The 14,295-nt window shown below is 42.3% G+C and carries 12 protein-coding genes; 8 read left to right on the top strand and 4 right to left on the bottom strand.

Features of this window, described 5'->3' with window-relative positions:
• Nucleotides 1-17: 17 nt before the first annotated feature.
• The 3 genes from nrdE to BUC05_RS14200 all read right to left on the bottom strand — a co-directional run bounded on the left by nrdE (nt 18) and on the right by BUC05_RS14200 (nt 3,498).
• A complete protein-coding gene (gene nrdE, locus BUC05_RS14210; protein WP_035202795.1) occupies nt 18-2,120 on the bottom strand; it encodes a class 1b ribonucleoside-diphosphate reductase subunit alpha in 2,103 nt (700 codons plus the stop codon).
• Nucleotides 2,083-2,469, bottom strand: a complete 387-nt coding sequence (nrdI, locus tag BUC05_RS14205) for a class Ib ribonucleoside-diphosphate reductase assembly flavoprotein NrdI (RefSeq protein WP_035202793.1) — start codon at nt 2,467-2,469, stop codon at nt 2,083-2,085. Before nrdI ends, nrdE begins: the two co-directional genes overlap by 38 nt.
• A 258-nt stretch (nt 2,470-2,727) precedes the next feature.
• The gene (locus BUC05_RS14200; RefSeq protein ID WP_011247948.1) at nt 2,728-3,498 is read right to left on the bottom strand and encodes an SGNH/GDSL hydrolase family protein; all 771 of its coding nucleotides are present in this window, start codon (nt 3,496-3,498) and stop codon (nt 2,728-2,730) included.
• A gap of 192 nt (nt 3,499-3,690) precedes the next feature.
• Between BUC05_RS14200 and BUC05_RS14195 the strand changes: the two genes are divergently transcribed.
• From BUC05_RS14195 to galU, 8 genes are all read left to right on the top strand, one after another.
• Nucleotides 3,691-4,719: a glycosyltransferase family 2 protein gene (locus BUC05_RS14195; protein ID WP_011247947.1), complete on the top strand. Its 1,029-nt coding sequence runs from the start codon at nt 3,691-3,693 to the stop codon at nt 4,717-4,719.
• Between the two features lie 148 nt (nt 4,720-4,867).
• Entirely contained in the window at nt 4,868-6,244 is a 1,377-nt protein-coding gene (locus BUC05_RS14190) for a sugar transferase (RefSeq protein WP_035202792.1), read from the top strand.
• A 155-nt stretch (nt 6,245-6,399) separates the two neighbouring features.
• Nucleotides 6,400-7,542, top strand: coding sequence for a CDP-glycerol glycerophosphotransferase family protein (locus BUC05_RS14185; RefSeq protein WP_244153316.1), 1,143 nt, complete (start codon nt 6,400-6,402; stop codon nt 7,540-7,542).
• Nucleotides 7,542-8,294 carry a CDP-alcohol phosphatidyltransferase family protein gene (locus BUC05_RS14180; protein ID WP_011247944.1) on the top strand — a complete coding sequence of 251 codons (753 nt, stop codon included), beginning with the start codon at nt 7,542-7,544 and terminating at the stop codon, nt 8,292-8,294. Before BUC05_RS14185 ends, BUC05_RS14180 begins: the two co-directional genes overlap by 1 nt.
• 134 nt (nt 8,295-8,428) lie before the next feature.
• Nucleotides 8,429-8,827: a glycerol-3-phosphate cytidylyltransferase gene (gene tagD / locus BUC05_RS14175; protein ID WP_011247943.1), complete on the top strand. Its 399-nt coding sequence runs from the start codon at nt 8,429-8,431 to the stop codon at nt 8,825-8,827.
• A 98-nt stretch (nt 8,828-8,925) separates the two neighbouring features.
• On the top strand, nt 8,926-11,094 hold the full coding sequence (locus BUC05_RS14170) for a bifunctional glycosyltransferase/CDP-glycerol:glycerophosphate glycerophosphotransferase (RefSeq protein WP_035202789.1): 2,169 nt from the start codon (nt 8,926-8,928) through the stop codon (nt 11,092-11,094).
• A gap of 39 nt (nt 11,095-11,133) precedes the next feature.
• Nucleotides 11,134-12,678, top strand: a complete 1,545-nt coding sequence (locus tag BUC05_RS14165; protein WP_011247941.1) for a glycosyltransferase family 2 protein — start codon at nt 11,134-11,136, stop codon at nt 12,676-12,678.
• A gap of 52 nt (nt 12,679-12,730) precedes the next feature.
• Nucleotides 12,731-13,615: a UTP--glucose-1-phosphate uridylyltransferase GalU gene (gene galU / locus BUC05_RS14160; RefSeq protein ID WP_011247940.1), complete on the top strand. Its 885-nt coding sequence runs from the start codon at nt 12,731-12,733 to the stop codon at nt 13,613-13,615.
• A gap of 152 nt (nt 13,616-13,767) precedes the next feature.
• Here galU and BUC05_RS21525 read toward each other — a convergent pair.
• Nucleotides 13,768-14,295: SH3 domain-containing protein (locus tag BUC05_RS21525; RefSeq protein ID WP_368037982.1), on the bottom strand; the 528-nt coding region annotated here is incomplete at its 5' end.

Here is a 14,295-nt window from a genome sequence, read left to right as displayed (position 1 = left end):
GTTGCATTTAAACTTTGTTAAACGACACAAGAAAGGCAGTTGTCTTGCCCTGTATCTTTTGTGCGCGCGTAGTAAAGGGTTTTGATGCCTTTATGGTGCGCATAAAGGTCGATTCGGTTCAAATCACGGGTCGTCATCGTATCCTTTAGGAAAAGCGTAAAGCTGATCCCTTGATCGACGTGTTGTTGGATCGTTGCAATCATATCAACGACTTTAAACATATCCATGTCATAGGCTTCTTTGTAGAAGAACCAATTGTTCGCATTAAGCCCAGGCATTGGATAGTATGTTTTGGAGTTGCCGTATGTCCGTTCTTCAATCCGTTCCATGATCGGCATGACGCTTGCCGTGGCCGACTGTACATAAGAAATCGAACCAGTTGGCGCGATCGCCAATCGGTAACTATGGTAAAGGCCGTGTTCTGCAACAAAGGCTTGCAAAGCTTGCCAATCTTCTTTTGTTGGCACAAACATGCCGTCAAACAGCGCTTTGACTTTGTCAAATTTAGGCGTGAAGTCATTTTCGATATACTTTTTAAAGTAGGAGCCGTCAGCGTACGTGCTGCCTTCATAACCGTGATACGTTTCACCTTGGTCCCTGGCAATCTCAGCAGACCGTTTAATAGAGAAATAGTTCATCGCCATAAAAAAGGTATTGGCAAAATCACGAGCTTCTTCGCTTTCGTAAGCAATATGCTGCTTCGCTAGGTAACCGTGCAAATTCATTGCGCCTAGGCCGATTGATTTCATCAGTTTGTTACCGCGGCGCACAGCTGGCGCATTTGTAATATTGGTTGACTCTGATACGCGCGTTAAAGCGTCTGTCGCCAGGCTAACCGTGTTTTCAAGCGATTTGTTTTCCATCACATTCATAATGTTAATCGACCCAAGGTTGCAGGAAATGTCAAGGCCGATTTCATCTTCCTCGCCGTAGTCGGTGTAAGTCGATACTTCTGAGGCTTGTAAGATTTCCGAACATAAGTTTGAAAACTTGACATTACTAATATGGCCATTTGCATGGGCCTTGTTCACGTTATCGGCAAACATAATGTATGGGTAGCCGGATTCGGACCGCAAGATCGCCAGCTTTTGGAACAGACGACGAGGGTTGATTTTTTCTTTCCGTACCCGCGGGTCGTCAACAAGCGTTTCGTACATTTCTTCCATGTCCATTTCATCAAAATGTTGGCCGTAAGCTTTATAAACAGTATGTGGATAAAACAAGTATGCATCTTTATCTTCGCGCATCAACTCAATAAACTTGTCAGGGATAACGACGCCAATCGACAATGTTTTAACGCGTACGTCTTCATCAGCAGAAATTTTCCGCGTGTCAAGAAAGTCGTTAATGTCAGCGTGGAAAATATTTAAGTACGCTGCACCAGACCCTTGGCGCTGCCCCATTTGGTCGGCATAGCGAAACGCATTGTCGAGAAGTTTCATGACGCCGACAACGCCTTTTGTTGCGTTAGCCACGTCTTTGATTGCCTCGCCTTTCGCGCGTAGCTTTGATAAGTTAAGGGCCACACCGCCGCCAAGCTTTGAGAGCTGCATTGAAATGTCGACAGCTCGGCTAATGTCATTTAATGAATCGTTAATTTCAAGCAAGAAGCAGGAAACGAGTTCGCCGCGCCGTTTACGTCCTGCATTGAGGAACGTGGGCGTCGCTGGCTGGAACTCTTGCGAAATCATGGCATTTACTAACGCTTTGGCTTTTTCAACATCCCCGTTTCCGAAGAAAAGGGAAACAATGGCGACACGGTCTTCATATCGCTCTAAAATTTTGCTTTTGTCATTCGTTTTTAGCGCGTAATCATTGTAAAATTTAAAAGCGCTCATGAACGACGGGAAACGGAATTTTTTGTTATAGGCAATGTCCATCACTGCTTTAATTTCGTCGATCGTATACAAGCGCAGAAGCTCTTCTTCGTAATAATCATTTTCAATTAAGTAGTCGATCTTTTCTTCAAGATCATGGAAAAAGACGGTGTTTTGGTTAATGTAGTCTACGAAATAGCTATGTACAGCTTCTTTGTCCTTTTCAAACTGGTAGCCGCCGTCCTTTGTAATCATTAGCTCGTTGTTAAGCTGAACCCACTTTGGAACTTGTGCCAATTGAATTTACCCCCTGTAAAAAAGCGTCGACGTCTCTAGACGTTCCGCTTAGCTCGAATTTATGAAGAACAGGAACATTGTACATGTTTGCGATGGTGTCTGCGCTTCTTGCAAAGCGGTCTCCCCAAATGCGGTTTCCACTTGCAGCTACTCCTTGCAGCTGCTCATGGTTCTTTTCAAGAAAGACGCGTGTCCTAGGCGAGAGGTCGCCAAAACCAGTCGTATACGTAATCAATACGAAAGGCTTGTCCACCGTGGTCATGTCGTCAATTTGTTCAATGTCGTCAAATGGCAACTTCGCCACAAATCGTTTGACGTTTCCCGTTTTTGAATCAAAAACAATTTTCACCTTCATCACAACCCTGTACAAAGAATCTTTTTGTGTTTGATTATTGTTTTGTATACCACATATGGTAGATGATAAACGAGAATTAATCAATATATTGATTTATCCCCAACCTGTGCACAATTAGAACAGAGGCTTGTCCACGAAGGGAAACGCTTGTGTATAACTTTTAAAAAACATTTTTTTGGCCAAAAACGAAAGGACGTTCTGTTCATGTGAACAGAACGTCCATTATAGCGCATTTTGAAAAAATGAAAAGCAAACTGCTTACTCGCCAATGAAAAATTGACTAAAAGCCGACGCCCAAAGTTCATGGCCTTCACTTGTCGGTCGCCCGCTTTCCACGTATGCGGCCATTTCTTCCTCGGCAGGCCAAGCATCCCAATGGTCCACATACGTTACAGGGAGAGAAGGGGCTTGTTCGTTTAACACATCAATTTGTCCAGGGTAGACGGTTGCTGGGCCGATTGGGTTTGTCGGCACAAGGATGATTTCAATCCCTGGAATTTGTTCGGAAACAGCGTCAATAAAAGCAGAAAGGTGGGCAATTGAGTCAGATGCTACAAGATTGCCATTGTCGTTAAGCGTCAGTGATTCGAGCACAAGCACGTCAGGCTCGGATGCTGCAATCTTTTCGGCAAACCCTTCTTCCAGAAGCTGGTCGCTTGTTGTGTCGCTTCCGACTGAAATCACTTCGTAATCGATAGCAGGCGAAGCAGCTTCATTTTTAATTTGTTCCATCACAAGCTCTGGCCAGCTTTTTCCGTTTTCGTTCTCAATGGAGCTAGAACCGAAAAAGACAATATGCGCCGAGTCATCGTCTTGGCTGTCAAGAAAATCGCCAAGCCATCCGCCGATTTCAATTGCCTCGCTATCAGGCTCCGCTTTGGTTGTTTTCTCTTGGCTGTGTGTGTCGACAGATGCTTGGGAAATAGCCTCTTTTGCAATCGTATTAACGCGATTTTGGTAATGAAAGTGGGCGATCACCATGCCAACAACACTAACCACTATCAGTGCTGTAAAGACTGTGTTCTTCAATCAATGTCGTCCTTTCTGTATGCTTAAGTCTCTATCTAGTATAAAATGGCTTTGCCGGTAATAGAAGAAAAAACAACAAAATTCCCTAAAATTCTATGCCAGTCATGTAAATGGGGGGAAGAATGTTTACTTCTAAGGCACTTTCCGGTAGTATTATCACCATTGTCAATACATGAATCAGGGGGAGAGGAAATGGGCGAGCAGACAGAACAGCGCACGCCATTTTTTTCCGTATTGCTCGTCTTACGCAACGAAGAAGCTTATATTGGTCGTCTGCTTGAGCAAGTGCTTAACCAGCAACGCAACGGTTTCGAGATGGAGCTGATTGTGGTAGACGGCCATTCGACGGACAATACACGAGAAATTGTGAGCTCATACCAACAGAAGCATCCGATCATTAAATTGGTCGATAACCCGAAACAAACGCTTCCAGTCGGCTGGAACTTAGCGATTAAGGAAGCCTCAGGGGAGTACGTTCTTCGGATTGATGGCCATACATCGATTCCTGATGACTTTCTGCTCCGCTATGCGAAGGTGATTCGTAAACGGCCTGATGCTGATGTCGTAGGCGGTATCATTGAATCTAAAGGCGAGGGCGTCCAAGGTGGCATCAATGAATATGTCTATTCCCATCCTTTTGGCGTCGGCAACTCTAAATTCCGTACATTGGCTAGTGACCAAGTTTGGGAAGGCTTTGTCGACACAGTGCCATATGGCGCTTATAAACGAAGTGTATTTCAAGAAGTCGGCTATTTTAACGAGCAATTAAAACGAAACGAAGACTTGGAATTCCACAAACGGATGCGCGCCGCCGGAAAAACGTTTTTTCTTTCGACAACCATTTGTTCTACTTACTATGTCAGAAGCACAATAGGCGGCCTTATAGACAAGTCGCTAGGCGACGGCATGTGGACGATTGTTGCCAACCGCGTGACGCCTGGCTCCCTTGGAAACCGCCACAAAGCGCCGTTATTTGCGTTTATAGCCGGCCTTGCACTGCTGGCGGCCTCCTTTTTTCATCCCGGCTTTGCGTTGTTTTTTGCTCTATGTGTAATTGCCTATATCGGCGCCAGTGCCTATGCGTCAACCGGTTTTGCGAGGAAGAAAGGTTGGAAATGGTTGCTTCCATGCATGTGGACGTTTTTTTGCCTTCATTTTTTCCGAGGCTATGGATCCTTTAAAGCTTTCTTTACAAAAGCCTACTGGACGGCGGGCCGTTAAAAGAGCGACTGCCGCCCTTCATTGCCAATATGAGAAAATATCGAGTAGCTGTGGATTTTCATTGAATGTTAAGGATCTGTAAAGACTTTCTTATATTCGTATGCTAAAATGTCGTTAGACGAAAACTACGAAACTAGGAGTCATGCAGATGCCTACTATGATCCCAAATCGAATGACCCGCGGCTTAACGATGCTTGTCGATTTGCTGCTTATTATCTCCTCATATGGCTTAGCCTTTTCGATTTTAAGGGGCCAGATGACGCCAAAGAACTACGAGGCATTTGGCTCAGTGGCTCCTTGGATTTTGCTTATTAGTGTGCTGTTTCTTGGCATTTATGAATTGGACCGTCTTGTGCAGCATGATATGTGGGATCTCGTCCGTAAATTGGCGATATCTTTGACATTTATTATGCTATTGACAATGACTGTGTCATTCTTTTTCCGGGAATTTGCGCTGCCCCGTTCCGTTTTGCTTCTAGCCCATGTGCTCGCTTTTATCTTGTTGCTTATTTGGAAAGGGGCCTATACGAAATACAGCCAGCTTTCGCGAAAAGGGAAAGTCATGTTTATCGGCTCGGAGGAAGAGTTTGCCGAAATGGAACATAGCTTGTCGACATTCTTATCGAAAAGCAGCTACGTTAGATGGTACGATAAACGCGAGTCGCTTGCTCAACTGCGGACGAAGCTAATGGAATACGATGTCGTCTTTCTCGGTTCAGGGCTAGACGAAGGCAAGAAGGACCGTCTCATGTTCCATGCGATGAAAAAGAAAAAGCTTGTTTACGTCGTACCGAAAGTGAACGACATGCTTTTGATGAATACATCGGTCACAACCATGGACGATACGATGGTCATGCAAGTAAAGCCTTTTACGTTAACGTTAACGCAACTGCTTATTAAACGGGCTGTTGACATTGCTGCATCAAGTGTGATGCTAATTGCTACGCTGCCGGTCATGCTCTTAACAGCGATCGCGATTAAGTTGGAAGATGGCGGGCCGATTTTCTTTAAACAAGAGCGGCTAGGGAAAAACCATCAACCTTTTAACATTTTAAAGTTCCGCTCAATGGTGATGGACGCAGAGGCCAAAACAGGACCTACGTTGGCTAAATCAGATGACGATCGGATTACGAAAACAGGCAAGTTCATCCGTAAAACTCGGATTGATGAGCTGCCGCAACTGATCAATGTTTTGATCGGCGACATGTCTTTAGTCGGTCCTCGCCCAGAACGGGATTTCTTTGCAGAAAAATTCCAGCGGGAGAACAAATGGTTCAACTACCGCCACGCGGTTAAACCAGGAATTACCGGTTATGCCCAAGTGATGGGGAAATATACGACGAACGTTGATAAAAAGCTCAAATTTGACTTACACTATATTCGCAACTATTCGTTTTGGCTGGACTGCATTATTTTAATGCAAACGATCTTGGTTGTCATAAATAAAGCAAAGTCAGAAGGGGAAGCGGCACCGCAGAAAGCGGGTCGTGTATACCGCAAAAGCGAAAAAGTGTCCGTGAAGTAAGCCCCATTTCGGCCATGTGAAAAACTGACTATGATGAACGTGATGCGAATAAGACCATATCCCCGCGATGATTTGTGGGGATATCTGTTTGTTTGGGGGAAACAATGCGAAAAAAAATCAAACAGCTTCCTATAATAAGGATGCTTTCCAGATTTATGTTTGCCTGTTTTGCGTGCTTGCCGGCCAAAAAAAAGCTTGTTGTGTTTGAAAGTTTTTCAGGAAAGCAATATTCATGCAATCCACGGGCGATTTATGAATACATGCGCTCCCATGACATGCCCTATGAACTTGTCTGGAGCGTCAATAAAGATCATATTGGCAAGTTTGAAGCACAGCAAATTCCATATGTACGGCGGCTTAGTGTAAAATGGTTTTATTATATGGCCCGTGCTGGTTTTTGGGTGACTAACAGCCGAATGCCCAATTGGGTGCCAAAACCGGCCCATACTACGTATGTACAGACTTGGCACGGCACGCCGCTGAAAAAGCTAGTCGGCGATATGGAACAGGTTCGTATGCCTGGCATATCAAAATCAACGTATATAAAAAATTTCCAAACTGAAGCAAGCCATTGGGATTATTTGCTTTCGCCTAACCCGTATTCTACTGCGATCTTTAGAAGAGCGTTTGCGTTCAACAAACAAATTTTAGAGACAGGTTACCCACGAAATGATATTCTGTATCAAGGAGATCTAGGCGAAGCATCACGCCGCTTGCGGAAAAAGTACGGCATTGCGAACGGCAAGAATGTGATTTTGTATGCGCCAACATGGAGAGATCACCAACATTATGGGCTTGGGTCATATAAATTCGATTTGCAATTGGACTTAGATGAGCTTTTTGCGCGATTTGGCAATGATACGATCATTTTGTTGCGCCTCCATTCTTTCATAAAGGAACAATTTGATTTAGACGCATACGGTGAATTTGTAAAAGACGTATCTGAGTTCCATGATATTAACGAACTTTACTTATTGTCCGATCTGTTAATCACAGATTACTCATCTGTGTTTTTTGATTACGCCAATACACGGAAGCCAATGATCTTTTTTGTCTATGATCTAGAAGAGTACCGGGATGAAGTTCGCGGCTTTTATTTTGACTTAGAGGCGGAAGCGCCGGGGCCGGTTGTGCGGACAACAGCAGAAGTAGCAGCAGCGATTGAGCAACTTAGCGCCGAAGGCATGAAACCATATAAGGAAAAATACGAAGCCTTTCTCGAGCGGTTTTGTCACTTGGAAGACGGTAATGCGGCTAGCAGAGTTGTAACGGAAGTTTTCAAGGAGGAAGGTTTTTAATGGAGAATAACAAACTCCCCACAACGTGGCTTGATACAAAAGCGATCTACGCCTACCGTCAACAAGCGCAATCCTACAGTACAAAAGAAGATCTTTGGTCTTGGTATGTATTGCGGCGTCTCTCCATCTATGTCACAATTGTGTTTTTAAAGTGGAAATGGACGCCAAATGCAGTAAGCTGGATGAGCGCTTTCTTTGTGGCTTTCTCGGGTTTTTGGCTATTGCAGGCTACTCCAGCTGCATTTATTGTTGCTTTTTTCTGTTATAACATAGGCTATTTGTTTGATTGCGTTGATGGTGAAATGGCGAGGATTTCCAATAACACATCAAAGAAAGGCTACTTTATTGACTTGCTCATCCAAGGAGCAACGCTCCCTGTGTATTTGGCTATGCCTTTGTCACTTATGGTGGCCTTAGACTATGTGCAATTGGATTCAGTCGGGCGAGGTATCCTGTATCTGCTCATCGTTTTAATCATTATGGCGTTATTCGTACCTATCGCCTACCAGCTTACACATTCGCAAGCGCCAAATGCACGTGACCCAGTCAATAAAATTCGTACAAAAGGGCTTCTATTTGAGGCCGCTGGCGTGTTGTTAGGTTTGCCAGGTTTCTTTTTCGTCTTGGCGCTAATTACGTTGGTGACAGGGATTCAGCCTACAACTGCGCAAAGTTGGTATATCGGCGGCTTTTTGCTCGTGTTTGCCTTAAAAGTATGTGCCCGTTTTTTCTTAACGGTGCGAAGCTTTTAATTCTACCGGATTTCCCCAAGAAATTACAAAATGCTTGCCTGTAAAATATGCTATACTGATACTATTGCAAACTAAGTGTAGAATCGACTCGAACGATAGAAGAACCGCTACAGTGACCATAGGAGGAGAGCATCTTGAAAAAAGTAATTACGTACGGAACGTTTGACTTGCTCCATTGGGGCCATATTAATTTACTAAAACGGGCGAAAGATTTAGGTGACTATTTGATTGTCGCCATTTCATCTGACGAGTTTAATGCCCTTAAACAAAAAGAAGCGTACCACAGTTTTGAAAACCGCAAAATGATCCTTGAAGCGATCCGTTATGTAGATGAAGTCATTCCTGAAAATACGTGGGAGCAAAAAGTGGAAGACGTACAAAAATATGATATCGATGTCTTTGTCATGGGAGACGATTGGAGAGGCAAATTCGATTTCTTAAAAGAGTATTGCGAAGTAGTTTATTTGCCGCGTACTGCTGGTATTTCGACGACAAAAATTAAGACGGAATTGCTAGAGGCGAAGCAAGGATAAATTCCCATTTAGAATTTCATACTAGAAAGGGAGCTCCATGCTTTAATTTAGATTGAGTGTGGAGCTCATTTTTTTTCGAGGAAGGTGGCTTTATATATATGTACGAAATTAGCATTGTCACACCTGTAAGCCAACAAGACGAGAAATACATAAAACGTTGCTATGAAACAGTAAAAGGGCAATTACAAGCAAACGTTGAATGGATTGTCATTTTAGAAGGGGATTCCCCCTTGGCTGAACAAGTTCAATTGGAGAACAAGGAAAATCCAAATGTTGATATAAAAGTTGTAGTGGACACTGAATTAAAAAATGTTAATGAAAAGCGAAATAAAGGCATTGAGGTAGCAACAGGGGAGTACCTCTATTTTTTAGATGTCGATGATTTTCTGCATGAACACACTCTATATGTACTATTGGAGTCAGCAAAGTCCAATAGTGACTCTTACGATGTTATCCTTGGAGCAATTAAAGAAACAAATGTGTCCGTTCATCTACCTTCTTCCTATAGCAGGATGTTGAAGCGCCTTTTAGACAATAGGATAGCAAAGCCGAAAACATTAGCAGTAAAAAAATACCGTGCTTCTGCTCTCAACACTCTTTTTAAGCGCGAATTTATTGTGGAGCATGGCATTTATTTTGATGAAAATGTCCTTGGCTTTAGTGATATTTTGTTTACTTCACAAGCGTATACCAAAACGACGAAGGCCGTCGTGTACGACAAGGATGCCATTTATTTAAAATTGATCCGCAATGATCCAATTAATGACCCGTCTATTGCGCAAGCGTTAAATGGCATTGAATGGTATCCGCAATCAATGGCACAGGCAATAGCTTCATTAGAGGACGGCCATCCGTTCAAAAACGTTTTGCTTAAACGTTTTTTAAAGGCTTACCACTATAAGTATTTAAACGGGATTTATAATGAGGATCCAGATGACGTATATAAGGGCATTTGGTCTGACGCATTTAAACAAATCGGGCTAGACCAATTTTCTTTTAGCCGCTCAATCCATCAAAAAGAAATCCAACTTTTGTGTGAAGGCCATTATAAGAAGGCCGCTCGAATGGCAAATAGGCGGTTGAATTTCCGTATGTTGAAAAAGATTAAAAAGAAACCAGGATCATATCGGCGGGTTCTTTATCAAAAATGGTTTACAAAGAAAATGGCCATCAAGAAAGACTATATTTTGTATGAGAGCTTTTTAGGTAGAAACTATTCAGATAGCCCAAAATACATTTATGAGTATTTAAATCGCACCTATCCGGGTAAATACAAGCATATATGGGTTTTTAATAATCCAGACAGAGAAGAACCTAAAGGGGTCGTGAAAGTAAAACGCTTTGGTTTAAAACATTTGTACTTTATGGCGAGAGCGAAATTCCACGTTAATAATATGCGTCAGCCTAAATGGTTTGTTAAACGGCCTGGACAAGTATTTCTTGCAACTTGGCATGGAACCCCTTTAAAAAAGTTAGTATTTGATATGAATGAAGTACATTCAGCTAACCCGAATTATAAAAAAGATTTCTATCTCCAATCGAGGGCGTGGGACTATCTTGTCTCTGCTAACCATTATTCGACTGAGATATTCAAACGGGCGTTCATGTTTGATAACGAGATATTGGAACATGGTTATCCAAGGAATGATTTGCTTTACGCAGAAAATAAAGAACAAATCGCAGATCAGCTGAAAGCAAAACTGCAGTTGCCAAAAGACAAAAAAATTGTCCTTTATGCGCCTACTTGGCGTGATGATGAATTTTACAAACCAGGGCAATACAAATTTAAGTTACAACTTGATCTGGAAAAATTAAAAGCAACGCTTGGTGATGAGTATTTCTTTTTGATCCGCACTCATTACTTTATAGCGGATAAATTGGATTTCTCCGGAGTAGAGGATTTTGTCTATAATGCTTCACAGTATGATGATGTGACCGAGCTTTATTTGTTGGCGGATGTTCTAATTACTGACTATTCGTCTGTCTTCTTTGATTATGCAAACTTAAAACGACCGATTTTGTTCTTTACTTACGACCTTGAGAAGTACCGAGACACGTTGAGAGGTTTCTACATTGACCTGGAAACAGACGTGCCTGGCCCATTATTGAAGACAACCGATGAAATTATTGCTGCATTAGCAAACTTGAACGAAACCAAGGAGCTTTATAAGGAAAGAATAGAAAAATTCTATGATCAATATTGCCACTTGGATGATGGCCGTGCCTCTGAAAAAATTGCTGAAAAAGTCATCGTTTCCGCAAAATAAAGGCCATCTATGAAGAGGGGCAGATAGGAGTGGGGAAAAATGGGTATCTTCAATTTTTTCGCTAAAAAGGAAGATGAAAAAGCGTACTACAACAAGGTGGATTACTCGATATTAAATGAAGCAGCGCTTAGAAATGGTACGAAGGTGTCTGTAGTAGTGCCTGTATATAATGCGATCGCTTACTTAGAGAAGACAGTTGATTCGATTGTTAAGCAAACGATTGGGTTTGAAAACATAACGTGCATTCTTGTCGACGATGGTTCAAATGACGGATCAAGGGAAGTGTTGAAGAGTTACTCAGAAACCTACAAGAACGTCGTTAGTATTTTCCTGGAAACGAACACTGGTACCCCGGCGTTTCCGAGGAACTTGGGAACGCATTTGGCAAATTCGAAGTACATTATGTATGTAGACGCAGACGATTGGCTTGCGTTAGATGGCATTCAAGTTTTATATGATTTGTTAGAAAAGACAAATGGAAAGTATGCCGTTGGAAAGTCGATTCAAGTTGATTCAAAAGGACAAAATGTTATTGGAAGATACGAATCGAGTAAAGTCAGGCACAATGTCTCCCCTTTTTCGATCAAGCATTTGTTTTACCATTTAGGGCCAAGAGCGCGGATGATGAGTTTAGATTTAATCAAACATCATAAAATCCGTTATCCAGAAATGAAGTTTGCTGAGGACAAGCAATTTTTTATAGATGTGATTTTGGCTGCAGGAGAAATCTCAACAACAACCGAGACGATTTATTATTTAAATCGAATCGATGACAACAATTCACTAACAAAACAAACGAATATTGGCGAGAAAATGGATTCGAACATTAAAGTTCTAAAATACGTATTAAACAAGAATCTGGAGCCAGAAAAAGAAAAAAACATCGTCAACCGCTTAATTGAATTTGACTGCATTACTAGGCTTTTTGACCGGAAACACTTTGTAAAAAGCAAAGATAAACAACTGTATTATGACAAATTCCATGAGGCAATAGGCATTTTCAAAAAGGCAAAACGCCCTTATGAAATTAGAGAGACGATTATTAAGCCCATAAACACTATTTATTTTGACTTGGCAATGGCAAAAGATTATGGCACGCTAGAAGCATTGGCAAAATGGTCAAAAAAAGGTGGAGAAACAAAACAGATTTTAGAGAACGGACTTCCTTACAACGTTGCTGTACTGGAAAACGGGAAAGAAGTGAAAATTCCCGTTCGGTTAAAAGCGGAATTGGAAACAGAAATGCAAGACTTAGAAAAAATTCAACTGAAAATTAAATTGACTGGCCATTCCCTGTCTCCGATTGAAGGAGTTGCCTTAATAAACAGGGCGAATGTGGAGAACGTCTACCAGCTACCGAATGCAGTAAAACAGCAAGAGGATGCTGTGGTGGTTTCACTGAAAATGGAAGAATTAAACGTTCTTCCAAAAGGCTCGTACGAGTTTACCCTGATGTATGAGGATTATGAAAAGAAACGAGTTAAAAAACGAACGGAATCCACATTGACCGCTAAACTTGATAACGGCAAAAAGTTTAATCTGTATAAAACAGTCAACAACAATATAGGCGTTAAAGTAAAATAACCGAGACCAATCAAAATGGTATAATGGCCTGCCGGTAAAGGAGTTTTTCGAAATGAAACCAATCAAAAAAGCAATTATTCCAGCAGCTGGCCTAGGAACGCGTTTCCTGCCGGCCACAAAAGCAATGCCAAAAGAAATGTTGCCAATTGTCGACAAGCCGACGATTCAATACATTGTTGAAGAAGCGATTGAGTCAGGAATTGAAGACATTATTATTGTTACTGGAAAAGGCAAACGCGCAATCGAAGACCACTTTGACCATGCGTTTGAACTCGAAGAAAACCTTGCGAAAAAAGAAAAGTTTGAGCTCCTTGAAGCGGTACAACAAGCGGGCAAAGTCGATATTCATTACATTCGCCAAAAAGAACCAAAAGGACTTGGTCACGCGGTTTGGTGCGCTCGCAAATTCATTGGCAACGAGCCATTTGCCGTTTTGCTTGGCGATGACATTGTCCAACACGAAAAGCCTTGCTTAAAACAGCTCATTGAACAATATGAGGAAAAGCAAGCCAGTATTATTGGCGTCCAGCAAGTTCCTAGAGAAGAAACAAATCGGTATGGAATCATTGACCCTGCAAACCAAGAAGGGCGCTTGTATGGCGTTAGTCGCTTTGTTGAAAAGCCAAAAGTGGAAGAGGCGCCTTCGAACTTAGCGATTTTAGGACGCTATTTGCTAACGCCAGAAATCTTTGCCCATTTAGAAAAACAAGAGACTGGCGCAGGCGGAGAAATTCAGCTTACCGACGCGATTCAAAAGTTAAACGAGGAACAACAAGTCTATGCCTACGATTTTGAAGGCAAGCGCTACGACGTGGGTGAAAAACTAGGGTTTGTGTTAACAACATTAGAATTCGCTATACAGCGTGAAGAGCTTAAACCAGCGCTGATTAAAAAAATGAAAGAGTATCTAGAACTCGAAAACATGCTCAAACAGTGAACGTGTGTGTAATAGGAATTGCCATTTGAAAGCATGGAAGCCTGTCAACGTACTTGTTGGCAGGCTTTTTCAGTATGACCAAAGACAGTGATTGGAAAAGGCTCTAAATTAAAGAGCGAGGCAACTATTTCTAGTTGCCTCGCTCTCTCTTTTTAAGGAAGCACTGCAGCGAGCGCTTCAACCGCAATCCAGCCTTCAACGCCGTTCGCTTTTACTTTTACAAAATCAGTGCCTTCCTCAAGAATCTCGATCGTATCATCTTCGAAAAGTTCAAGGAGTTGTTCGGAATCGCTAGAGGCTTCACTAAATAAGAGCGTGTTTTCCGTCAGTTGAATTTTTTGGCCAACTGTTGTTTGTTGCTCTTCCGTTGCTTCTGAAGGTTCCTCGTCTTGTTCTGAAGGGCCTTCAGCCTCTTCTGGTAATGCCTCGGCTTCATCGTCTGCTACATCTGTTTCTTCTTCTTGAACAGGTTCACTGTTTTCGTCAGCTTCATTGTTTTCAGCTGTATCGCTAACTGGACTTTCTTGGTCTTCGGAGGTACCATCAGCATCGCCATGTTCTTCCTCCGCTACCTGTTCTGCTAGATCTTGTTCGTCTGCGCTAGCATCAGTTTCAGGCTCTTGTTCGTCTGTGTTAGCGTCAGTTTCAGGCTCTTGTTCGTCTGCGCTAGCGTCAGTTTC

This window comes from Shouchella rhizosphaerae (genome assembly GCF_900142675.1).
Lineage (GTDB): Bacteria > Bacillota > Bacilli > Bacillales > Bacillaceae_D > Shouchella > Shouchella rhizosphaerae.
The sequence above is the reverse complement of the archived record's forward strand: the minus strand, read 5'-3'. Positions and strand labels throughout refer to the sequence as shown.

Bases quoted from the DNA above. Each gene is read 5' to 3' on its own strand.
- nrdI (WP_035202793.1), bottom strand. From the start codon at position 2,469: ATGAAGGTGAAAATTGTTTTTGATTCAAAAACGGGAAACGTCAAACGA.
- BUC05_RS14195 (WP_011247947.1), top strand. From the start codon at position 3,691: ATGGGCGAGCAGACAGAACAGCGCACGCCATTTTTTTCCGTATTGCTC.
- BUC05_RS14190 (WP_035202792.1), top strand. From the start codon at position 4,868: ATGCCTACTATGATCCCAAATCGAATGACCCGCGGCTTAACGATGCTT.
- BUC05_RS14185 (WP_244153316.1), top strand. From the start codon at position 6,400: ATGTTTGCCTGTTTTGCGTGCTTGCCGGCCAAAAAAAAGCTTGTTGTG.
- BUC05_RS14180 (WP_011247944.1), top strand. From the start codon at position 7,542: ATGGAGAATAACAAACTCCCCACAACGTGGCTTGATACAAAAGCGATC.
- BUC05_RS14170 (WP_035202789.1), top strand. From the start codon at position 8,926: ATGTACGAAATTAGCATTGTCACACCTGTAAGCCAACAAGACGAGAAA.
- BUC05_RS14165 (WP_011247941.1), top strand. From the start codon at position 11,134: ATGGGTATCTTCAATTTTTTCGCTAAAAAGGAAGATGAAAAAGCGTAC.
- galU (WP_011247940.1), top strand. From the start codon at position 12,731: ATGAAACCAATCAAAAAAGCAATTATTCCAGCAGCTGGCCTAGGAACG.